This is a genomic window from Saccharothrix sp. CB00851, assembly GCF_001905065.1.
Taxonomy (GTDB): Bacteria; Actinomycetota; Actinomycetes; order Mycobacteriales; family Pseudonocardiaceae; genus Actinosynnema.
This window is the reverse complement of record NZ_LWLC01000066.1, coordinates 127733-148146: the sequence shown is the minus strand read 5'-3', so window position 1 is coordinate 148146 and position 20414 is coordinate 127733. Positions and strand designations below refer to the sequence as shown.

Genomic DNA, 20414 nt, shown 5'->3' with positions numbered 1-20414 from the left:
GTCCAGCCCTTGTCCCGTCCGAGGTTCCTGCTGCTCCTCGCCGTGCCGGCGGTGGTCGTGGTGCTCACCGCGGTCCTGCTGACCGGCGAGTCCGACCTGCCGGTCGCCGACCTGCCGCCGACGCCGACCGTCGTCGCCACGCTCACCCTGGAGCCCGGGGTGCCCGCGGCGGGCGACGAGGTCGTGGTCCGCGCCGCGGTCGCCGCCGACCGGCAGCTCACCGTGCGCGCGATCACGGTCCAGGTCGTGCAGCGCTCGACCAACGCGCCGCACGACTTCGACGAGCTGCCCGACCACGCGATCGGCACGACCACGCAGGAGATCACGTTCCGGCGCACCTTCGACACCCCGGGCCGGTACACGTACTACCTCGCGTACCGGCTCGGCGACGAGGACTGGGTCCGGCTCAAGCCGTGGCAGACGTTCACGGTCCGCTGACCGGCAGGGCCAGCTCGAAGATCGCCCCGCCTTCCTCGGCGTTGTAGACCCGCAGCGTGCCGCCGTGCGCCAGGGCGACCCAGCGCACGATCGCCAGGCCCAGCCCGGCCGACGCGCCGGAGGTGGTGAACCGGTCGAACACCCGCTCGGCCGCCTCCGGGTCGATGCCGGGCCCGTTGTCGGCCACCGTCACCCGGCCGCCGGCGACCGTGATGTGCACGATGGCCTCGCCGTCCGGGCGGCGTCCGTGCCGCAGCGCGTTGGCCAGCAGGTTGCCGATCGCGCGCTGCAGCAGGGTCGGGTCGGCGTTGACCTTGGTCGGCGCGGCGGTGACGGTGACCCTGGCGTCCGGCGCGGGCGTCTCCTCGACCACCACGGCGACCAGCTGGTCCAGCCAGATCGGCTGGATCGACAGCTGCTCGACGCCCGCCGCCAGCCTGGCCCGGACCAGCAGGCCGTCGATGATGCCGCCCATCCGCGCGGCCAGCCCGACCGTGCGCGGGAGCAGTTCGGCGTGCTGGTCGGGGTTGCGCATCGCGGTCTCGGCCAGGGCGCGCAGCGCGGCGACCGGTGTGCGCAGGTCGTGCGCGGTTTCCGCGAGCAGCACCTCCTGCTGCTCCAGCGCCGCCGCGGCGGGCCGGATCGCACGTCCCGAGATCGCGTGCCCGGCGAGGGCGAGCGCGATCACCAGCACCAGGCAGCCGCCCACCACCCGCCACACCGTGCCGCGGTGGCGTGCCTGTTCCGGGGCGAGGTCGGCGAACGCGACGATCGCGGCGACCACCTCGCCGTCGGGGGTCTTCACCGGCTGGGCGCGCACCTGCAGGCCGTCCTTCGAGCCGGTCACGAGCACTCCACCGCTGACCGCCGTGGTGGCGATGCCGCTGAGCACGCCCATGTCGTCCGCCACGCAGTTCTTCTCGCTGCGGTGGCTGCCGAACTCGCGGGCCGCGCCGCCGGGCAGGATCACGAACTCCGGGCAGGAGCGGTTCACCTGGTCGGCGACGAGGTCGGCGGTGATCAGCGAGTCGTCGTAGTCGATCAGCTTGCTCACCACGTCGGTGACGCGGTGCAGGTCGGCGTCCAGCTTGGCCTCGCCCTGCTCGCGGTCGTTGTTGATGACCAGGACGGCGAACACCAGCAGCCCGGCGGTGTTCATCGCGGTGAACAGCACGGTGAGCAGGCGCCGCAGTGAACGCAGGCGAGCCGCGGAACTGCTGGTGCCGCTCATGCGCACACCTCGCCAGGGCCCGGTGTGGCAAGAGCGGGGCGCGCTGTGGTGGATGATTCGCTCGTGAACTCGCTCATGCGTCACCCAACCGGTAGCCGTGGCCGGGGACGGTGTGGACCAGTTCCGGCGCGTGCAGCTTGCGGCGCAGCCTCTTGATCACCGCTTCGACCACGTTGGCCATCGGCTCATCGTTCCAGCAGTGCTCGATCAGGTCGGTACGGGTCACCACCTGGCCCGCGTGCGCGGCGAGGTACTCCAGCACCGCGAACTCCAAACCCGACAACGACAGCAGCACACCGGCGCGGCGCACCTCGTGCCGGATGCAGTCCACCTCCAGGTCGGCGTGCCGCAGCACGGTCGGCCGCCCGGCGCCCGCGCGGTGGCACAGCTTGAGCACCCGTGCGGTCAGCTCCTCGACGGCGAACGGCTTGACCAGGTAGTCGTCACCGCCGTGGGCGAAGCCCGCCACCCGGTCGTGGACGCTGTCCCGCGCGGTCAGGAACAGCACGGGTGCCGTCCAGCCGCGTGAGCGCCGCGCCTGGACGTAGTCGATGGCGTCGTCGTCGCCCAGCATCCGGTCGAAGACCACGCACGCGTAGTCGACCCGGGCGAACGCGCGGTCGGCGGACGGGAGGTCGGCCGCGGTGTCCACCTCCAGCCCGGCGCCGCGCAGCTGCGCCGCCACGGCGACCCGGAGGTTCTCGTCGTCCTCCACCACCATCACCCGCATGTCATCAGAACCTCATGTGTCGTGACGGATCGTTCGTGGCGTGATCTTCCGAGTCCTCGGCCCGCAAGCCGGGCCACGCAAGCCCGCCACCCTGCTGGCCACGTTGCTCCTGCACGCTAACGCCTGGGTGAGCCTAGACGAGCTGATCGACGAGATCTGGCAGGAACAGGCCGTCCCGGTGTCGGCCGAGCGGAACGTCCGGACGTACGTCTGGCAGCTGCGGCAGGTGGTGCCGCAGGGCCGCATCGACGCCCGGCCCAGATCGTACCGGCTGCACGTGGCACCGGGCGAGCTGGACGCCGACGTGGCCCGCGCGCTGCTGGACCGGTCTCGAGGGGTGACCGGTGCGGAGGCCGTCGGCTGCCTCACGGCGGCGTTGGAGCTGTGGCGCGGCACGCCGTTCGCGGAGCTGCGGGCGGAGACGGCGATGACGGCGACGGCCTGGCTGTACGAGCTGCGGTGGGAGCTGCGGGAGCGGTTGGCCGACGCGTACACGGCGCTGGGCAAGCACGGTGAGGCGATCGCGGTGCTGCGCGCGCTGACCGGGGAGGACCCGTTGCGCGAGGGGGCGTGGGCGCGGCTGGTGCGGGCGCTGCACGCGGCGGGGCGGCGGGCGAACGCGCTGTCGGAGTACCGGCGGGTGTGCGACTTCCTGGCGGCCGAGCTGGGCGTCGGGCCGGGGTCGGAGCTGGTGCGGGCCCGGCGGGAGGTGGCCGCGTGATGGCGGTGACGTGGAGCCGGGCGACCGGGGCGGGTGCCGCGGCCACCAGGTTCGTGTGGGCGCAGCTGGCCGTGCTGGCGGTGCTGTTCGGGGTCGACTCGACGTGGCCCGTGGCGGTGCCGCTGTGGGTCGGCGCGGCCGTCGTGCTGGTGCTGGCGTTGGGGCGGTGGCGGCGGCGGTGGGTTTCCGAGTGGGTCGGGCGGTACGTGGGCTTCCGGGCCCGGCGGCGGCGCGGCGGTGCTCTGCTGGACGTCGTCGCGCCGGGCGCGTGGGTGGAAGGCGACCACGTGCACGGGCCCGGTGGGGTGGTGGCGGTGTTGCGGCCCCGGCTGGCCGCGCCGCGCGTGCTCGCCGGGCTGGCCGGGCCGGACGTCCGGGTCGTCCTGCACGTCGGGCGCGGCCAGGTCCGCAGGCCCAGGGCGTGGGTGGTGGTGCAGGCCAAGCGGACGCCGGAGCTCTGGCACGACGACGAGGTCGTCCGGGTGCTGGGCAACTCGACCCGCCGCACCCGCCGCGAACTGCGCCGCCAAGGTGTGACCGCCGACCTGCTCGCCGAAGAGGACCTGGTCACCACGATCGCCGCGCTCGGGCACGTGACCGGGCACCGGGAGGTCCGCGAGGAGTGGCGGTACTGGCGCAGCGGACCCGTCGCGCAAGCCTGCTTCCGGCTGCCCGGTGCGACCGCCCGCGCCGCCGTCGACTGGTTGCTCACCGCCGCGCCCGGTGTCGCGGTGACCGTCGCGCTCAGCGCCGACGACGCCGTGCTGCGCATCGCGGGAGCCGCCGAAGCCGCCGTGGAGTCGGCGGTCGGCGTGCTCTCCGCACACGTACGACTCGAACGACTGGATGGACTGCACGCCCGGGGCGTCGCCGCCTCGCTGCTCATCGGAGGTGTCCTGTGATCAAGGTGTTGCCGACCGGCGTGGACGCGCTGCTCGCCAAGGCCCGCGCCGAAGTCGTGGTGATGGCCACCGGCGGGATGACGTTGCGCCGGATCGACCAGGCCAACCTGCGTCGCGGCGTGCGCTACCGGGTGCTGCTGCCCGACGCGCTGCGGCCCAACGCGCTGGCCCTGGCGCCGTGCGACGTGCGGACGTTGCCCCAGGTGCCGATGGACGCGGTCGTGGTCGACGGTGTCGCGGCCGTGCTGCCCGCGGACCAGGGTGTGGCGGTGTTCCGGCTGCCGAGCGTGGTGCGCGCGGCGGTCGAGCTGTTCGAGCGGGTGTGGCCGGAGGCGGTGGCCGCCTACGACGTGGCCGACGACTGCGAGCTGACCCGGCGGGAACGGGAGCTGCTCACGTTGTTGTTCGCGGGCAGCACGGACGAGGCCGCGGCGGCACGGCTGGACGTGTCGGTGCGCACGGTCCGGCGCATGGTCGCCGACATCATGAACCGGCTGGGCGCGCGCAGCCGGTTCCAGGCGGGCGCGAAGGCCGCCGACCGCGGTTGGCTGTTGCAACGCGCGGGGTGACTACGGTGGGGTCGTGCGCATCCTGGTGACCGAGGACGAGAAGGATCTGCTGTTCGCGGTGGCGGTGTCGTTGAGGGGTGCGGGTTTCGCGGTCGACACGGCGGCGGACCTGGCGGGCGCGGACGAGGCGCTGGCGGTCAACTCCTACGACTGCGCGGTGTTCGACCGGATGGTCCCCGGCGGTCCCGCGGCTCCCCGCGCCGTCGACACCCTGGCCTACGTCCGGCAGCGCCGCCGGGCCGGGCTGCGGGTGCCGGTCCTGTTCCTGACCGCGCTGGACCGCGTGGGTGACCGGGTGGAGGGCCTGGAGGTCGGCGACGACTACCTGGTGAAGCCGTTCGCGATGGAGGAGCTGGTGGTGCGGGTGCGCCTGCTGTGCCTCCGCCGCGAGATCGCCCGGCCCGCCGTGCTGCGGCACGCCGACGTGGAACTGGACGCGGGCACGCGCCAGGTGCGGCGCGGCGGCGTGCTGCTGACGTTGACCCGGCGCGAGTACCTGGTGCTGGAACTGCTGCTGGCCAACGCGGGGCAGCCGGTGTCGCGGGCCGACCTCATCCGGCACGCCTGGGACGAGATGGCGCAGCCCGCGACCAACGTGCTGGACGTGCTGATGGCCGGGCTGCGCCGCAAACTGCGCCAACCGCCACTCATCGAGACCGTGCGACAGGTCGGCTACCGCCTCGGCTGAGCCCGCGCCCGTCACCCGCTGACCAACCGCACTATCGCGGTGCCGTTCGTGACGCCGACCATCTGCATGGCGAGCACCCCGGCACGCGGCTCGGGCGGCGCGGAAGGCTTGCTGGAGCACGACATGCCGCCGCCACCGGGGACGAACGTCGCGGTGCAGTGCCCTTTCAGCGAGCCGCTGCCACCGCCGATGGCCGAGGTCAGCTCGAACTCGATCCCGTCCACCAGCACCGAGCGCACGGTGAGCGTGCCGGGTCCGGTGGGTCCGCCCAGCGGGATGTCGACCGGCCCGGACACCGCCACCTCACACGTCCCGTCCGCGCACGCCGCGTAGTTCGTGCCGTCTGCGGCGGTTGGAGGTGGGGGAGTGGTGGTGGTGGTCGTTGTTGTGGTGGTGGTAGTGGTGGTGGGCGCGGGAACGGCGGTGCCTGACACGGTGACGCAGCCCGCCGTGGCCAGTGCGGCGAACACTCCGCCGGCCAGCAGCAACCGGTCCACAGTGGATGGTGTCATGCGGTCCAGCGTGGCAGATCCGCCGCGTTCTTCGCCGTCGCGGCCGGAACCTGCCGGCGCTGCCCGGCTTCGACCTGCCTGAGCGCCCCAGCCCGAGCCGCGAGGACTACCGTCGTCAGCAGCAGTGTTCGCCGTGCCAGGCCGCGCGGCCTTCCCGGACTGCCACGGCGGCGATGACGAGCGCGGCGAGCGGGTCGGCCCACCACCAGCCGAGGGTGCTGTTGAGCACCAGGCCGGCCAGCAGCACGGCGGACAGGTAGGTGCACAGCAGCGTTTGCTTGGAATCGGCGATGGCGCTGGCTGAGCCGAGTTCACGGCCCGCCGCGCGCTGCGCGCGGGACAGGACGGGCATGACGACCAGTGACACGGCGGCGAGCACGATGCCGATCGTGGAGTGGTCGGCGGCCTGGGCGCCGAGCAGTGCGCGGACCGATTCGACCGTGACGTAGAGCGCGAGCGCGAAGAACGACAGCGCGATGACGCGCAGCGTGACCCGTTCCCTGGCCTCGTGGTCCTTGGCCGAGAACTGCCAGGCCACGGCGGTCGCGGAGGCGACTTCGACCACTGAGTCCAGCCCGAAGCCGCTGTATCTTCCAGCGGTACCGGACTCGTCCGCTGGGCCGGGATCTCGTCCAGCACCGCAACGGTTCCGCGTCCGGGCGTCCGCGACCGGCTGCGCGCCGCGCTCGTGGCCCCGCCGTACTTCGACGTGCCGCCCAAGGCGTACGGCGGTGTGGAGGCCGTCGTCGCAGACCTCGCCGACTCGCTCGTCGCGCGCGGTCACTCGGTGACCCTGCTGGGCGCGGAGGAACCCGGCACCAGAGCGGAGTTCGTGCCCGTGTGGGACCGCACGGTCCCCGAACGCCTCGATGAGCCGTTCCCCGAAGTCGTGCACGCGGCCCGCGTTCGCCGCGATGGGCCTGCCGGAGCTGAACCGGGTCGGCACCGTGCACAACGCGCTGCGCCTGAGCGACTGGCCGTTCCGGGCGCGGAAAGAGGACTACGCGCTGTTCGAGGCCGAGGTGCGCCCCCCGGCCGACCGACCGCGACCACGTGTTCGGCGTCGCCGATTCGACCGAGAAGCGCAAGCTGCTGTCCGCCGCTCGGTGTCTTCTGTTCCCGATCCGTTGGGAAGAGCCGTTCGGCATGGTGATGATCGAGGCGATGGCCTGCGGCACGCCGGTGGTGGCGCTGCGGGCGGGCGCGGTGCCGGAGGTGGTGGTGGACGGCGTGACCGGGTTGGTCCTGGACGAGCCGGAGGAGCTGGTGGCCGCGCTGCACGACGTGCGCGGCCTGGACCCGGCCGGGGGCCGCGCGTGATCGCCGAGGGTCCTCCGGAGCCGTTCAACGCGGGCGAACCGGCGTTCGCGCGCGATGTCGGTGGCACCACGACGTTGGTGGAGGGCAGCACGTTCTGCCTCTCGACCGGCACCGGTGACATCGAGCCGGGCACACCGCACGGGCTGTTCTTCCGCGACGCCCGCGTGCTGTCGCGGTGGCAGCTGCGGCTGGACGGCCGCACGCCGCACCCGCTGTCGGTGTCGCACCCGGAGGCGTTCGCGGCGCGGTTCGTGCTGCGCAGGCCACCGGCCGCGGGCCTGGCCGACAGCACCCTGCTGCTGATGCGGGAACGGCTGGTCGGCGACGGGATGCGGGAGACGATCACGGTCGACAACCTGGGGCGCGAGGCCACCGCCGTGCGGCTGGAACTGCACGTGGACGCGGACTTCGCCGACCTGTTCGCGGTCAAGGAGGGCCGGGCCGCGCACAGCGGTTCCGACGCCACCGCCGCCGGGCCGGAACTCGTGCTGCGCGACCGCGAGGACGGCTCGCGCGGCGTGTCGTTCACCGCCACCGCCGAACCGGTCGTGGTGCCGGGCGCGTTGAGCTGGCACGTGGTCGTGCCCGCGGGCGGCCGGTGGTCCACCGAGGTGGTCGTGCAGCCGACCGTGTCCGGCCGGCCCGTGCCGCCGCAGTTCCACCGCGGCGAGCGGATCGAGGCCAGCGGGCCCGCGCGCAAGATCCGGGCGTGGCGCGCGGCCAGCGCGGTCGTCACCGCGAGCGACCCGGTGCTGACCGATGTGTTGCGCCGCACGGAAAGCGACCTCGGCGCGCTCCAGATCCACGACCCGGCCCGCGGCGGCCGACCGTTCGTGGCCGCCGGAGCGCCGTGGTTCATGACCCTGTTCGGCCGCGACAGCCTGCTGACCGCGTGGATGGCGCTGCCGCTGGACGTCGGCCTGGCGCTGGGCACGCTGCAGACCCTCGCCGAGACGCAGGGCAAGGTGGTCGACCCGCTGACCGAGGAGGAACCGGGCCGCGTGCTGCACGAACTGCGGCTCGGCCCGGACAGCACGGCCGTGCTGGGCGGCAACCACTACTACGGCACGGTCGACGCCACGCCGCTGTTCGTGATGCTGCTGGCCGAGTGCTGGCGGTGGGGCGCGGACCCCGACGTGGTGCGCTCGCTGCTGCCCGCCGCCGACGCCGCGCTCGCGTGGGTCGACCGGTACGGCGACCGCGACGGCGACGGGTTCGTGGAGTACCGCCGCGCCACCGACCGGGGCTTGGCCAACCAGGGCTGGAAGGACAGCTTCGACGGCGTCAACGACGCCTCCGGCAGGCAGGCCATCGCGCCGATCGCGCTGTGCGAGGTCCAGGGGTACGTGTACGCGGCGTTCCTGGCGCGGGCGGAACTGGCCGAGGGCTTCGGGGACGAGGCGACCGCCGCGCGCCTGCGTGCCCGTGCCGAGGAGCTGCGGCAGCGGTTCACCGAGGCGTTCTGGCTGCCGGGCGAGGGCTGGTACGCCGTCGCGCTCGACGGTCGCAAGGAGCCGGTGGACGCGCTGACCAGCAACATCGCCCACTGCCTGTGGACCGGGATCGCGACCGACGAGCACGCGGCCACGGTGATCCGGCGGCTGGCCGAACCCGACATGGACACCGGGTACGGCTTGCGCACCCTCGCGTCGTCGATGGGCGCCTACAACCCGATGAGCTACCACAACGGGTCCGTGTGGCCGCACGACACGGCCATCGCGGTGGCCGGGCTGCTGCGCTACGCCCACCTGCCCGGCGCGGTCGACCTCGCGCACCGGCTGGCGGACGGCCTGCTCGACGCCGCGGAGGCCTTCGGCGGCAGGCTGCCCGAGCTGTACTGCGGCTTCTCCCGCGACGACTTCAGCCCGCCCGTGCCCTACCCGACGTCGTGCTCGCCGCAGGCGTGGGCCAGCGCGTCGCCGTTGCTGCTGGTCCGGGCGTGCCTCGGGCTGGAACCGCACGTGCCGCGCCGGACGCTGACCACCAGGCCGCACCTGCCGCCGCGGTGGGGCGAGCTGACCCTGTCCGACCTGCGGCTCGGCGACCAGACCGCGCACCTCAGCGCGACCGGCGAGAAGGTCGCGGTGTCCGGCTTGTCAGCCGGCTGGACCACCTGACGCCGGCTCGTCGCGTCTCGTGACGCGATTGGCGAGCGCGGGGGGTTTGAGTCCCCCGATGGTGTGTGAATCCACTTCTGGACGTCGTATCCGTCCGCCCGCTGCGACGCTTGTCGCAGCGGGCGTCGTCCTGCCCGTGCCGTTGTGGAGGATCACCGAGATGAGCCTGGAAAAGCCGTGGAACGACGTGGCCGACCAGTCGCAGCCCGTCGAGCCCGAGACCGACGCCGGGACCGTGGACGAGGAGGCCTCAGTCGGCCGCGCGCAGCCCGCACCGGAACCGCCGGACGTGCCCGAGGCGGACCCGCTGGACGTCGCCGACCAGCGCCGCGTCGTGCCGATGCCCGACGACGGGCCGGACGACGCCTGGTAGCCGTTCAGGGGCCGGCCAGGTCGGTCACCGCCTCGACCAGCCGCGTGCCGTCCAGCAGCACGCGGTCGTTGTGGTCGGCGCCGGTGACCTCGACGGACCGCCCACCGGCCGCCGTCGCCACCGCCCGGCTCTGCTCGGGCGGGACGATCGAGTCGGCCGTGCCGTAGACGACGGTGACCGGCGCGTCGACCCGCGCCACGTGCCGCTCGGTCGGGAACTCGTCGCGCAGCAGCCACCGCACCGGCAGGAACGGGTAGTGGTGCGCGCCGACCGAGGCGAGGTCCGTGAACGGCGAGCGCAGCAGGAGCCCGGCGGGCGGGTGCTCGACCGCGAGTTCCGCGGCCACCGCCGCGCCGAGGCTCTCGCCGAAGTACAGCAGCCGCTCGGGCGGCACCCCGGCGTCGCGGACCAGGAAGTCACGGGCCGCGCGCACGTCCAGCGCCAACCCGGCCTCGGTCGGGTCGCCGGGGTTGCCGCCATAGCCGCGGTAGTCGACCAGCAGCACCGACAGGCCCCGTGCGGTGAGCGCGCGGGCGAGCGGGACGCGCAGGTGGCGGTTACCGGCGTTGCCGGGCGCGACCAGCACGGTGGCGCGTGCCGCGTCCACCGGGAAGTGCCAGGCCGCCAACCGCAACCCGTCACCGGTGGTCAGCGTGACGTCCCGCCCACCGCTCAACGCGTCACCCGCGGCCGGCAACGGCCCGCCGGCGGGGAGGAAGACGAGCTTGCGCTGGAACGCGAACGCGCCACCGAACACCACGGCCACGATGATGGCGGCCACCGCGACCACCGACAACACCCGCTTGCGCACCCGACCATCATCCGGGTCACGGGGCCTCGGGTGGCGTTGGTGCGGTGCCAGGAGGGGGTGCGGTGCCGAGGTTCGCCGGTCAGTGCGGTCTCGCCGTGGTCCGGGTCATCGGGCCCGGGCCTCGCCGATCACCGCGCCGAGTCGGTGGTGGGCCAGGTGGTGCAGCATCTCGGCCATCGCTTCCGGCATGATCCGGCCCTCCAGGTCGCGGCGGGCGTCGAGCACGGTGCGCGCGACGACCTTGCGCGGCAGCCTGCCGCCGAACTCGGCGGACAGCCTGCGCACCGCCTCCCGGTAGTGCGGGTCGGTCTCGTACTCGTCCTGGATCACGGCGTCCTCCGATCGGGGTCCATCCTGCGCCGAACCACCGGTCGGTTGACCTGACAACTGCCTGACGACCGCGTTCACCCAGAGGTGGTCGGAGCCGGGGTGGTCGTCGTGGAGGACGTGGTCGGGTCCGGGCGCTGGGTGAGCGTCGGTGTCGGCACCGGGTTGGCGGTGGACGTGACCAACGGCTGCGGCTCGTCCTGTGGTGTCACGCCACACCCCGTGACCAGGGCCGACACCATCACCAGCACCACCACGACCCTCATCGTTCCGCCTCCGGCAGCTCCACCACGAACCGCGCGCCGCCACCGGGGCGGTCCTCCACCCGCACGGTGCCGCCGTGCCGCTGCACGTGCTGCGCGACCAGCGCCAACCCGAGCCCGCTGCCGGTGTCCGCGCCCCGGCGCCCGGCCCGCGTGCCCCGGTCGAACCGGTCGAAGATCCGGTCGCGCAGCTCCGGCGGCACGCCCGGCCCGGCGTCGTCCACCTCGATCCGCGCCGTGCCGCCCTGCGCGAACACCCCGACCCGCACCACGCCGCCCGCGTGCCGTTCGGCGTTGTCGAGCAGGTTGTCGACGACCCGGTCCAGCCGGCGGCGGTCGCCGAGCACCCGCGGCGGCGGCGAGCCGGTGTCCAGCGGCACGGGACCGCCGGGACGGGCCGCGACGACGTTGCCCACCAGCGAGACCAGGTCGATCGTCTCCGACGTGAGGTCCTCGGCCTGCTGGTCGGCCCGCGAGATCTCCAGCAGGTCCACCACCATCCGGGCGAACCGGTCCACTTCGGACGTCAGCAGGTCGAGCGCCTTGCCCGCCGTGCCGGGCACTTCCACCCGGCGGCGGCGCAGCACCTCGGCGGCGTTGACCATGGTCGTCAACGGCGACCGCAGCTCGTGGCTGACGTCGCCCGCGAACCGGGCGTCCCGCCGCACCCGCTGCTCCAACGCCTCCGCGGTCGCGTTGAACGTCGTGGCCAGCGGCAGCAGGTCGGGGTCGGTCTGGGCAGGCAGCCTGGCACCCAGGTCACCGCCCGCGATCCGGGAGGCCGCCCGGGTCAGCTCGGTCAACGGCCGCAGCGCCCGCCGGCTCGCCCACGAACCCAGCGCCACGCCCAGCAGCCCGCTGATCACCGTGACCGCCACCAGCAGGGCGCTGAGGAACCGGAACGTGCGGTCCAGCTGCACCAGCGGCGCCAGCTCGACGTAGGCGCCGTCGGTCGACTCGATGGGCAGCGTCACGGCCAGCACCGGGATGCCCTCCACCACGAGCCGCTGAGCCGCAGGGGTCCCCGCCCGACCCAGGTCCACCAGCCGCCGCGGCAGCACCCGCGCGTCCACCTGCCGCCCGCTGGTCAGCACCTGGCCGTCGTGGAACAGCAGGACGGTCGAGTCCGGTCCGGTGGTCAACCCGGTCAGCAACCCGGTCAGCCCGTCGGACCCGCTGCTCAGCGCCGCGTCGACCAGCCGCACGTTGACCTCGGCCTGCCGCACCGCGCTCTGCTCGCGTTGCCGCAGCATGTAGCCGGACGTGAGGTTCCAGACCGCCACGGCCACCGCGCTGGTCAGCAGCACCGAACCCAGCCCCATGACCAGCGCGACCCGCCAGCGCAACGAGAACCGCGGCATCAGCGACCCCACCGCCGGCCCGCCTGGGGTGACATGGCCACCAGAGTGCCCGACGACGACCCCGCCCGCAGCGATCGAAAGCTGATCGCAAGGTTCGGCACGGGCGTTTCGGCGCACCATCGGACGACGGTCGACACCAGAATTCCGGCGCACGACCAGGCGCCCGCCGCCGAGGACGCGGTCGGCCCCGTTCTCCGCCGCACCCGATCAGGAAGTCGATACCCGCACTGTGACCGCCATCCCCGGTGACCACGACGTGTCCGCGCTCGTCCTGATCTGCGACCACTGCGGACGCGCCCACACCAGGCCCGACGAGGTCGCCGGCAGGTGGCGCGCACTGTGGGCGCACGCCGTCGCCGCGGGCTGGCACGGCCTCGACCGCCCGGTCGGCCCGCACTTCTGCTTCCGCTGCGCCGATTGACCTGCGCCGATTGACCTGCGCCGATTGACCTGCGCCGATTGACCTGCGTCGACTGACCTGCGCCCACTGACCTGCGCGGATACCCGCACCTCGCGGTATGCCCAGGGCGCCTCGCCGACCGGTGGCAGATACAGTACGGGGGTAGGGTGGGCCGGTCGCCCGCGTGCGGGTGACCCCGATCACCTCATCTGCCGTGCGAGTTGACGTAGGTACCCCCGGGGGGTATGAATATCCCTGACGGACACGCACCAGGTGGCCGAAGGGAGTGGGACATGAGGGGTTACACGGCGGGCAAGGACGACGTCCTCAAGCGCTTGCGCCGGGTCGAGGGCCAGGTCCGCGGGTTGCAGCGGATGGTGGACGACGACGAGTACTGCATCGACGTCCTCACCCAGATCGCGGCGGCGACCAAGGCTCTGCAGGCGGTCTCCCTCGGCCTGCTCGACGAGCACCTGAAGCACTGCGTGGCCGACGCCCTCGCCCAGGGCGGCGAAGGCGCCGACGCGAAGGTCCGCGAGGCGAGCGAGGCGATCGCGCGCCTCGTGCGCTCCTGACCCGATCGAACCCGACCGAGACCCACCGACGAACACAGGAGTACCCGATGGCCGAGTCCACTTACACCGTCACCGGCATGACCTGCGGCCACTGCGTGGCGTCCGTGACCGAGGAGGTTTCGCAGATCCCCGGTGTGACCGGCGTGGACGTCGACCTGCCGACCGGCGCGGTCAAGGTGACCAGCGCCGCCCCGGTCGCCGAGGCGGACGTCCGCGCGGCCGTCGAGGAGGCGGGTTACGCGCTCGCCGGCTGACCCCGCGCACCACACGACCGAGAACCACACGACCGAGAACCAACGGCGACGCAGCCGAACCGGAGCCCGTCACGTGGCGGGCTCCACCAGTCTCGAGGACTGAAGATGAGCACAGCAGCGAAGCTCTCCGCCTACGGTGCGGTACTCGCCCTGGTCGCCGGTGGCGCCTGGGCGGCCGGTAGCGCTGTCGGTCCCTTCGCCGTCCAGGCCGCCCCGGGCGGTCACGACGGCACGTCCGGTGCTGAGGGCACCGGGCACGGGGACGACCACAGCGGCACCGTCGCGGAGACCGCGCCAGACCAGCCCGCGGGGCTGGCGTCGTCCAGGGGCGGTTACACCCTCACGCCCACCGACACGACGCTGACCACGGGAACCGACTACTTCTCCTTCCGCATCCTCGGCCCCGACGGCGCGGCGGTCACCGCCTTCGACGTCGAGCACGACAAGCGGATGCACCTCATCGCGATCCGGCGCGACACCTCCGGCTTCCGGCACGTCCACCCGGAGATGGCGCCGGACGGCACCTGGACCGTGCCGCTGGACGTCCCGGAGGCCGGCTCCTACCGGGTGTTCGCCGATTTCAAGCCGACGGGTGGCGAGGCGACCACGCTGGGTGTCGACCTCAACGCGGCGGGGGCGTTCGAGCCCCGCACCTTCGCACCGTCGCGGGTGGCCGAGGTCGACGGCTACCAGGTCCGCCTGGACGGCGAGCTGGTGCCGGGCAAGTCGTCGCCGGTGAAGCTCACCGTCACCAAGGACGGCGAGCCCGTCACGGACCTCCAGCCCTACCTGGCGGCGTACGGTCACCTGGTGGCGCTGCGCGAGGGCGACCTGGCCTACCTGCACGTGCACCCCGAGGGCGCTCCCGGTGACGGGAAGACGCCGGCCGGTCCGGAGATCGCGTTCGTGGCCCAGGTGCCCTCAGCCGGTGGTTACCGGCTGTTCCTGGACTTCCAACACGCCGGGGTCGTGCGCACGGCCGAGTTCACGGTGACCACCGAAGGCGCTCCGACACGCACGCCGGCCGTGGACGACCACGAGGAAGAAGGGGAGCACGGCCATGGCTGACGCGCGGATCGAACTGGCGATCACCGGCATGACCTGCGCCTCGTGCGCCGCGCGGATCGAGCGCAAGCTGAACAAGCTCGACGGCGTCACCGCGACGGTGAACTACGCCACCGAGAAGGCACGCGTCACGTTCCCCGAGGACGTCGACCCGCAGACGCTGGTGGCGCAGGTCGAGGCGGCCGGTTACCAGGCCGCGCTGCCCGTGGTGGAGAGCGAGCTGGCCGAGGCGGTCGAAGAGGATCCGACCCGGGTCCTGCGGCAGCGGCTGGTCGTGTCGACCCTGCTGGCGGTGCCGGTGGTCGTGCTGGCGATGGTGCCCGCGCTGCAGTTCACGTACTGGCAGTGGATCTCGCTGACGTTGGCGGCTCCGGTGCTGGTGTGGGGCGCGTGGCCGTTCCACCGGGCGGCGTGGACGAACCTGCGGCACGGTGCGGCGACGATGGACACGTTGATCTCGATGGGCACGATCGCGGCGTTCGCCTGGTCGCTGTACGCGCTGCTGTTCGGCACGGCGGGCGTGGCGGGGATGACCCACCCGTTCGAGCTGACGATCTCGCGCACCGACGGCGCGGGTGCGATCTACCTGGAAGTCGCCGCCGGCGTCACGGTGTTCATCCTGGCCGGGCGGTACTTCGAGGCGCGGTCCAAGCGGCGGGCCGGTGCGGCGCTGCGGGCGCTGCTGGAGCTGGGCGCCAAGGATGTCGCCGTGCTGTGGGACGGCCGTGAGGTCCGCGTCCCGACCGGTGACCTCAAGGTGGGCGACCGGTTCGTGGTGCGGCCGGGGGAGAAGATCGCCACCGACGGCGTGGTGGCCGAGGGCAGCTCGGCGGTCGACGCGAGCATGCTGACCGGCGAGTCCGTGCCGGTCGAGGTCCGTCCCGGTGACGCGGTGGTCGGCGCGACCGTCAACGCGGGTGGCCGGCTGGTGGTCCGGGCGACGCGGGTCGGCGGCGACACCCAGTTGGCGCAGATGGCCAAGCTGGTCGAGGACGCGCAGAACGGCAAGGCCGAGGCACAGCGCCTGGCCGACCGGATCTCGGCGATCTTCGTGCCGGTCGTGATCGCGCTCGCGGTGGGCACGCTGGCGTTCTGGTTGGGTGCCGGCGGTGGTGCTTCGGCGGCGTTCACGGCGGCGGTCGCGGTGCTGATCATCGCCTGCCCGTGCGCGTTGGGCCTGGCCACGCCGACGGCACTGCTGGTCGGTACCGGTCGTGGCGCGCAGCTCGGGATCCTGATCAAGGGGCCGGAGGTGCTGGAGTCGACCCGTCGGGTGGACACGGTGGTGCTGGACAAGACCGGCACCGTCACCACCGGCCGGATGAGCCTGGTCTCCGTGCACACCGCGTCCGGGGTGGGGGAGGACGAGGTGCTGCGGCTGGCCGGGGCGCTGGAGCACGCCTCCGAGCACCCGATCGCCAAGGCCGTCGCCACCGGTGCGGCGGACCGGGTTGGTGCGCTGCCCGAGGTCGAGGGCTTCCAGAACGTGGAAGGCCTGGGCGTGCAGGGCGTGGTCGACGGGCACGCGGTCATCGTCGGCCGGGAACGGCTGCTGGCCGAGTGGAGCGTGCACCTGGACGGCGCGTTGGCCGAGGCGAAGCGGGCGGCCGAGGCGAAAGGGCGCACCGCGGTACTGGTCGCGTGGGACGGCGAAGCGCGCGCGGTCCTGGTCGTCGCGGACACGGTGAAGCCGACGTCGGCGGAGGCGGTCCGGCAGCTGCGTTCGCTCGGGTTGACGCCGGTGCTGTTGACCGGTGACAACGAGGCGGCGGCTCGTGCGGTCGCGGCGGAGGTCGGTATCACCGAGGTGGTCGCCGAGGTGCTGCCCAAGGACAAGGTCGACGTCGTCGCCCGGCTCCAGGCTGAGGGCAAGGTCGTGGCGATGGTCGGTGATGGCGTGAACGACGCGGCGGCGCTGGCCAAGGCCGACCTGGGTCTGGCGATGGGCACTGGGACCGATGCGGCGATCGAGGCCAGTGACTTGACGTTGGTGCGGGGTGACCTGCGCGCGGCGGCGGACGCGATCCGGTTGGCCAGGCGGACGCTGGGCACCATCAAGGGCAATCTGTTCTGGGCGTTCGCCTACAACGTGGCCGCCCTGCCCCTCGCGGCGGCCGGGCTGCTCAACCCGATGATCGCCGGTGCCGCGATGGCGTTCTCGTCGGTGTTCGTGGTGTCGAACAGCTTGCGGTTGCGTGGGTTCCGCAGTGCGGCTGCCGTGGCGAGGGATCGGGACCGGGCGGCGGAGTCCACTGAGGACAAGGTTCCGGTTGCCGTCTCCTGACGGCAAGTGCGTGATGTGGCCCGGAGCCGTCGGCCGGCTCCGGGCCACTGCGCTGTTCGAGGAATGATCAAAAGCTTGAAAAGCGTCCTCGCCGGACGGGCAGATCAGCAGGATGACATCCCCCGGTTCCGTGTCGCTCTTGTTCCGTTGGGAACTGCTGTCCCAGCGTGGTCCCGGGCTCCGTGTCATCCCACCGACCTCCCTCCGGGCTACCACACGCGTCAAGGGGGCCTCGAAGTTGGAGTGTCAGGCAACGCTCGCACGAGGCCCCCTTGACACGTGCGGTAGAGCTGCGCCAGGTCGGCGGGATGACACGAACCCCTCGCATTGAGAAGCGAGGGCATCGCGGCGCACTCGCGACCAGTTCAGGCGGGCCCGAGCGCGGAGGTCGACTCTCGGATGACCAGGCGACACGGCTGACGGACCACACCGGACGGGCGGCGGCCGTCCAGCGCGTCGAACAGGTAGCGGGCGGCGGTCGTGCCCAGCCGTTCCAGGTCGAGGTCCACTGTGGTCAGTGGTGGGCGGCAGTCGGCGGCGAAGTCCTCCCAGTTGTCGTAGCCGACGATTGCCACGTCTTCCGGGATGCGTTTTCCCAGGCGTGAAAGGGTGTCGGCGACGCCGGTGGCGATTTGGTCGTTGCCGCAGAACACGGCGTCGACTTCGGGATCCGTGGACAGCAGCACCCGGGCCGCGTGCCTGCCCCAGCGTTGCGACCACTCGCCGTACAGTGGCGCGCCGCCCGCCAAGTCCAGTCCGTGTTCGGCCAGCACCCGGTGCAGGGCGGTCACCCGGTCGCGGGCGGCGCGGTAGGTCCGGGGGCCGGTGATGTGGCCGATCCGCTTGCGCTGCAACGACACCAGGTGCTCGACGGCGAGCCGGGCGCCGCCCTCGTCGTCGGCGATCACGGACAGGTCCCGCGGGTCGCTGGACTCGCAGTAGACGTAGACGACCGGCACCGGGATGTCGCGGGTCAGTGACGGCCGGATGTCGTTGTCGTCGCCCAGGATGATGAACCCGTCGACCTGCCTGGCCAGCAGCGTGCTGATGTAGTGCCTGCGCCGGATCGCGTCGCCGCGCGCGTCGCACAGCAGCACCGACATCTGCTCGTTGGCCAGCGCGTTCTCCACGCCGAGCAGGATCGGGATGGCGAACCGGCCGCCGAGCTCGTCGGTGAGCAGGCCGATGGTCCGCGTCCGCCCGGAGATCAGGCCGCGGGCCAGGGCGTTGGGCTGGAACGACAGTTCGGCGGCGGCACGCAGCACGCGTTCGCGGGTGGCGGGCGCGACCTCGTCCCGGGCGTTGATCGCCTTGGACGCGGTGGAGATCGAGACACCGGCCAGCTTCGCCACGTCGCTGAGGGTCACCGCGTCGGACCGCCGCCTGCCCATTCGAAAGCCTTTCGAAAAGTTTGTCGAACGTCGAATCGATTGTAGGCGCTCTTCACGAGCGTGAACCGCCATGGTGAACGAGTGTCCTGGGCTCCACAAGGACGATTGCCGAAAAGGTTTTCGGCTGCCACAGTGCTGATCGAGGCGCACGGACCGCGGGAGGTTGGGATGACAGTGACGTCGCCGGACACCACTGCCGTCGGGGGACGTCCCGTCGTGCCGTCGCGGGGCAGGCTGCGCCCGCTGGGCCAGCGGGAGGTCCGAATCACCGGCGGTTTCTGGCGGGCCCGCCAGGACGTCAACGCCACCGCCACCCTGCCGCACGCCCGGTCGTGGATGGACCGGCTCGGTTGGACCGCGAACTTCGCCGGATCCGACGACACGTCGGCGCGGCGCCGCGGTCGCGAGTTCACCGACTCCGAGGTCTACAAGCTGGTGGAGGCGATGTCCTGGGAGGTCGGTCGCGGTGCCACCGAGCCGGAAGGCGTGGAAGCCCGGATCGTGGAGCTGACGAGTGTGATCGCGGCGGCCCAGGCGCCGGACGGGTACCTCCACACCGCGTTCGGCCGTCCCGGGCAGCCCGACCGGTACAGCGACATGCTGTGGGGCCACGAGTTGTACTGCACCGGGCACCTGCTCCAGGCCGCCGTCGCCCGCGCCCGCACGTGCGGTGGTGACGACGACCCGCTGGTGGCGGTGGCCCGTCGTGCGGCGGACCACGTCTGCGAGGTGTTCGGCCCCGACGGCACGCCCGGTGTCTGCGGGCACCCGGAGATCGAGCTGGGCCTGGTGGAACTGGCCCGCGTCACGGGGGAGCGGCGCTACCTGGAGCAGGCCGCGCTGTTCGTCGAACGGCGTGGTCACCGGACGTTGCCGCGCCACCACTTCGGCTGGTCGTACTTCAGCGACGACGAGCCGGTGCGGGAGTCCGCCGTGCTGCACGGGCACGCGGTGCGCGCGCTCTACCTCGCTGCGGGCGCGGTGGACGTCGCGGTCGAGACCGGTGACGACGAGCTGCTGCGCACGGTCGCGGCCCAGTTCGACCGGACGTTGGCGCGCCGCACGTACCTCACCGGTGGCATGGGCTCGCGGCACGCCGACGAGGCCTTCGGCGACGACTTCGTGCTGCCCGCCGACCGGGCGTACTCCGAGACGTGCGCCGGGGTGGCCGCGATCATGCTGGCCTGGCGGCTGCTGCTGGCCACCGGCGACGGGCGCTACGACGAGGTGATCGAGCGGATCCTCTACAACGTGGTCGCGACCGCGATCGGCGACGACGGCCGGTCGTTCTTCTACGCGCACACCCTGCACCAGCGCACGCCCACCGCCGCGTTGGCGCGGGACGAGGAGCAGCTGGGGTTCGGCGGCGGGCCGAGGGCGCCGTGGTTCGAGGTGTCGTGCTGCCTGCCGAACTTGGCACGCCTGCTGGCCTCCCTGTCGTGCTACCTCGTCACGGTCGACGACACGGGCCTGCGCCTGCACCAGTACGCCGACGCCGAGGTCGCCACCCGGCTGGCGGACGGGCGTGAGGTGGGGTTGCGAGTGCGCACCGGCCTGCCCGACGACGGCACGGTCACCGTGCGCGTGACCAAGACCGACGACCAGCCGTGGTCGATCACGCTGCGGGTGCCGCAGTGGGCGGCCGGCGCGGAACTGGTCACCACCCACGGCCGACGGCACGTGCCGGTCGGCGACATCGTCGTGTACCGGACGTTCGCGGTCGGCGAGGAGATCCGGCTGGAACTGCCCACGCGGCCCCGTTTCACCGCGCCAGACCCGAGGATCGACGCGACGCGCGGCTGCGTGGCCGTGGAACGCGGGCCGCTGGTGTACTGCGCCGAGTCCTCCGGGGAGCACGACCTCGACGCCCTGCGCGTGGACGCCACCGTGCCGCCGGTCGACACGGCGGCGGGCGTCGAGGTCCAGGCCCGGTTCGACGTACCCGGCCCGGACGGCTGGCCCTACGGCCCACCACAGCCGACCGGCACCACCCGGGTCACCGCACCGCTGAACCTCGTGCCGTACCACCGCTGGGCCCGCGGCGGCCCGTCGACCATGCGGGTCTGGCTGCCCGGCACCTGA

Annotated in this window: 22 protein-coding genes and 1 pseudogene; 14 read left to right on the top strand and 9 right to left on the bottom strand. The window is 72.9% G+C overall.

All coding sequences use genetic code 11. The features are described from left to right. Positions 1 to 9 precede the first annotated feature (9 nt). Complete coding sequence (locus tag A6A25_RS41575; RefSeq protein ID WP_073900055.1) at positions 10 to 438, top strand: hypothetical protein; 429 nt, start codon at positions 10 to 12, stop codon at positions 436 to 438. Here A6A25_RS41575 and A6A25_RS41570 read toward each other — a convergent pair. Together A6A25_RS41570 and A6A25_RS41565 are read right to left on the bottom strand one after the other, a co-directional pair. Next, a complete protein-coding gene (locus tag A6A25_RS41570; protein ID WP_073900053.1) occupies positions 425 to 1669 on the bottom strand; it encodes a sensor histidine kinase in 1245 nt (414 codons plus the stop codon). The two genes, A6A25_RS41575 and A6A25_RS41570, sit on opposite strands and share 14 nt — an antisense overlap. A gap of 73 nt (positions 1670 to 1742) precedes the next feature. Next, positions 1743 to 2399, bottom strand: a complete 657-nt coding sequence (locus A6A25_RS41565) for a response regulator transcription factor (protein ID WP_198933054.1) — start codon at positions 2397 to 2399, stop codon at positions 1743 to 1745. 40 nt (positions 2400 to 2439) lie between these two features. Here A6A25_RS41565 and A6A25_RS41560 point away from each other — a divergent pair, with 40 nt between their 5' ends. Genes A6A25_RS41560 through A6A25_RS41545 form a run of 4 tightly spaced genes read left to right on the top strand, consistent with a single transcriptional unit; the run spans position 2440 to position 5279 of the window. Beyond that, the gene (locus A6A25_RS41560; RefSeq protein ID WP_073900051.1) at positions 2440 to 3120 is read left to right on the top strand and encodes an AfsR/SARP family transcriptional regulator; all 681 of its coding nucleotides are present in this window, start codon (positions 2440 to 2442) and stop codon (positions 3118 to 3120) included. Next, positions 3120 to 4022, top strand: a complete 903-nt coding sequence (locus tag A6A25_RS41555; protein WP_143193753.1) for a type VII secretion protein EccE — start codon at positions 3120 to 3122, stop codon at positions 4020 to 4022. The genes A6A25_RS41560 and A6A25_RS41555 overlap by 1 nt, the downstream gene beginning before the upstream one ends. After that, a complete protein-coding gene (locus tag A6A25_RS41550; protein WP_073900047.1) occupies positions 4019 to 4591 on the top strand; it encodes a helix-turn-helix transcriptional regulator in 573 nt (190 codons plus the stop codon). Before A6A25_RS41555 ends, A6A25_RS41550 begins: the two co-directional genes overlap by 4 nt. A gap of 13 nt (positions 4592 to 4604) precedes the next feature. After that, entirely contained in the window at positions 4605 to 5279 is a 675-nt protein-coding gene (locus A6A25_RS41545) for a response regulator transcription factor (RefSeq protein ID WP_073900045.1), read from the top strand. A gap of 11 nt (positions 5280 to 5290) precedes the next feature. On the opposite strand, the gene A6A25_RS41540 is transcribed toward A6A25_RS41545, so the two are convergent. Both A6A25_RS41540 and A6A25_RS41535 read right to left on the bottom strand, forming a co-directional pair. Then, positions 5291 to 5791: a hypothetical protein gene (locus A6A25_RS41540; protein ID WP_143193752.1), complete on the bottom strand. Its 501-nt coding sequence runs from the start codon at positions 5789 to 5791 to the stop codon at positions 5291 to 5293. Between the two features lie 115 nt (positions 5792 to 5906). After that, positions 5907 to 6374: pseudogene (locus tag A6A25_RS41535) on the bottom strand (cation transporter); the annotation flags it as partial. Between the two features lie 470 nt (positions 6375 to 6844). Between A6A25_RS41535 and A6A25_RS46170 the strand changes: the two are divergent. The 3 genes from A6A25_RS46170 to A6A25_RS41515 all read left to right on the top strand — a co-directional run bounded on the left by A6A25_RS46170 (position 6845) and on the right by A6A25_RS41515 (position 9601). Beyond that, the gene (locus tag A6A25_RS46170) at positions 6845 to 7111 is read left to right on the top strand and encodes a glycosyltransferase (RefSeq protein ID WP_143193751.1); all 267 of its coding nucleotides are present in this window, start codon (positions 6845 to 6847) and stop codon (positions 7109 to 7111) included. Next, the gene (locus A6A25_RS46165; RefSeq protein ID WP_241829204.1) at positions 7108 to 9228 is read left to right on the top strand and encodes an amylo-alpha-1,6-glucosidase; all 2121 of its coding nucleotides are present in this window, start codon (positions 7108 to 7110) and stop codon (positions 9226 to 9228) included. The genes A6A25_RS46170 and A6A25_RS46165 overlap by 4 nt, the downstream gene beginning before the upstream one ends. A gap of 160 nt (positions 9229 to 9388) precedes the next feature. Then, positions 9389 to 9601, top strand: coding sequence for a hypothetical protein (locus tag A6A25_RS41515; RefSeq protein ID WP_143193750.1), 213 nt, complete (start codon positions 9389 to 9391; stop codon positions 9599 to 9601). Positions 9602 to 9605: 4 nt separating this feature from the next. Here A6A25_RS41515 and A6A25_RS41510 read toward each other — a convergent pair whose 3' ends face one another. The 4 genes from A6A25_RS41510 to A6A25_RS41495 all read right to left on the bottom strand — a co-directional run bounded on the left by A6A25_RS41510 (position 9606) and on the right by A6A25_RS41495 (position 12363). Then, positions 9606 to 10412, bottom strand: coding sequence for an alpha/beta hydrolase (locus tag A6A25_RS41510; protein ID WP_198933053.1), 807 nt, complete (start codon positions 10410 to 10412; stop codon positions 9606 to 9608). Between the two features lie 105 nt (positions 10413 to 10517). Then, positions 10518 to 10742, bottom strand: a complete 225-nt coding sequence (locus A6A25_RS41505; RefSeq protein WP_143193749.1) for a hypothetical protein — start codon at positions 10740 to 10742, stop codon at positions 10518 to 10520. A gap of 74 nt (positions 10743 to 10816) precedes the next feature. Next, entirely contained in the window at positions 10817 to 11005 is a 189-nt protein-coding gene (locus A6A25_RS41500) for a hypothetical protein (RefSeq protein WP_073900040.1), read from the bottom strand. Next, positions 11002 to 12363, bottom strand: coding sequence for a HAMP domain-containing sensor histidine kinase (locus A6A25_RS41495; RefSeq protein ID WP_143193748.1), 1362 nt, complete (start codon positions 12361 to 12363; stop codon positions 11002 to 11004). Before A6A25_RS41495 ends, A6A25_RS41500 begins: the two co-directional genes overlap by 4 nt. Before the next feature lie 229 nt (positions 12364 to 12592). On the opposite strand from A6A25_RS41495, the gene A6A25_RS41490 reads away from it, so the two are divergent. The 5 genes from A6A25_RS41490 to A6A25_RS41470 all read left to right on the top strand — a co-directional run bounded on the left by A6A25_RS41490 (position 12593) and on the right by A6A25_RS41470 (position 16941). Further along, a complete protein-coding gene (locus tag A6A25_RS41490) occupies positions 12593 to 12784 on the top strand; it encodes a hypothetical protein (protein WP_073900038.1) in 192 nt (63 codons plus the stop codon). A 272-nt stretch (positions 12785 to 13056) separates the two neighbouring features. Next, positions 13057 to 13338 (top strand): metal-sensitive transcriptional regulator, encoded by a 282-nt coding sequence (locus A6A25_RS41485; RefSeq protein WP_073900036.1) that lies wholly within the window; start codon positions 13057 to 13059, stop codon positions 13336 to 13338. Positions 13339 to 13385: 47 nt separating this feature from the next. After that, a complete protein-coding gene (locus tag A6A25_RS41480) occupies positions 13386 to 13592 on the top strand; it encodes a heavy-metal-associated domain-containing protein (RefSeq protein ID WP_073900034.1) in 207 nt (68 codons plus the stop codon). A gap of 105 nt (positions 13593 to 13697) precedes the next feature. Further along, the gene (locus tag A6A25_RS41475; protein WP_073900033.1) at positions 13698 to 14660 is read left to right on the top strand and encodes a hypothetical protein; all 963 of its coding nucleotides are present in this window, start codon (positions 13698 to 13700) and stop codon (positions 14658 to 14660) included. Next, complete coding sequence (locus tag A6A25_RS41470; protein WP_073900032.1) at positions 14653 to 16941, top strand: heavy metal translocating P-type ATPase; 2289 nt, start codon at positions 14653 to 14655, stop codon at positions 16939 to 16941. The genes A6A25_RS41475 and A6A25_RS41470 overlap by 8 nt, the downstream gene beginning before the upstream one ends. A 365-nt stretch (positions 16942 to 17306) precedes the next feature. On the opposite strand, the gene A6A25_RS41465 is transcribed toward A6A25_RS41470, so the two are convergent. Beyond that, positions 17307 to 18332, bottom strand: a complete 1026-nt coding sequence (locus A6A25_RS41465) for a LacI family DNA-binding transcriptional regulator (RefSeq protein ID WP_073900030.1) — start codon at positions 18330 to 18332, stop codon at positions 17307 to 17309. 168 nt (positions 18333 to 18500) lie between these two features. Here A6A25_RS41465 and A6A25_RS41460 point away from each other — a divergent pair, with 168 nt between their 5' ends. Then, entirely contained in the window at positions 18501 to 20414 is a 1914-nt protein-coding gene (locus tag A6A25_RS41460; protein WP_073900286.1) for a glycoside hydrolase family 127 protein, read from the top strand.

What these genes read in the sequence shown, in the direction of transcription:
- A6A25_RS41570 (WP_073900053.1), bottom strand. Translation starts at nt 1,669, where the DNA reads ATGAGCGGCACCAGCAGTTCCGCGGCTCGCCTGCGTTCACTGCGGCGC.
- A6A25_RS41565 (WP_198933054.1), bottom strand. Translation starts at nt 2,399, where the DNA reads ATGCGGGTGATGGTGGTGGAGGACGACGAGAACCTCCGGGTCGCCGTG.
- A6A25_RS41555 (WP_143193753.1), top strand. Translation starts at nt 3,120, where the DNA reads ATGGCGGTGACGTGGAGCCGGGCGACCGGGGCGGGTGCCGCGGCCACC.
- A6A25_RS41540 (WP_143193752.1), bottom strand. Translation starts at nt 5,791, where the DNA reads ATGACACCATCCACTGTGGACCGGTTGCTGCTGGCCGGCGGAGTGTTC.
- A6A25_RS41515 (WP_143193750.1), top strand. Translation starts at nt 9,389, where the DNA reads ATGAGCCTGGAAAAGCCGTGGAACGACGTGGCCGACCAGTCGCAGCCC.
- A6A25_RS41500 (WP_073900040.1), bottom strand. Translation starts at nt 11,005, where the DNA reads ATGAGGGTCGTGGTGGTGCTGGTGATGGTGTCGGCCCTGGTCACGGGG.
- A6A25_RS41495 (WP_143193748.1), bottom strand. Translation starts at nt 12,363, where the DNA reads ATGCCGCGGTTCTCGTTGCGCTGGCGGGTCGCGCTGGTCATGGGGCTG.
- A6A25_RS41485 (WP_073900036.1), top strand. Translation starts at nt 13,057, where the DNA reads ATGAGGGGTTACACGGCGGGCAAGGACGACGTCCTCAAGCGCTTGCGC.
- A6A25_RS41480 (WP_073900034.1), top strand. Translation starts at nt 13,386, where the DNA reads ATGGCCGAGTCCACTTACACCGTCACCGGCATGACCTGCGGCCACTGC.
- A6A25_RS41475 (WP_073900033.1), top strand. Translation starts at nt 13,698, where the DNA reads ATGAGCACAGCAGCGAAGCTCTCCGCCTACGGTGCGGTACTCGCCCTG.
- A6A25_RS41470 (WP_073900032.1), top strand. Translation starts at nt 14,653, where the DNA reads ATGGCTGACGCGCGGATCGAACTGGCGATCACCGGCATGACCTGCGCC.
- A6A25_RS41465 (WP_073900030.1), bottom strand. Translation starts at nt 18,332, where the DNA reads ATGGGCAGGCGGCGGTCCGACGCGGTGACCCTCAGCGACGTGGCGAAG.
- A6A25_RS41460 (WP_073900286.1), top strand. Translation starts at nt 18,501, where the DNA reads ATGACAGTGACGTCGCCGGACACCACTGCCGTCGGGGGACGTCCCGTC.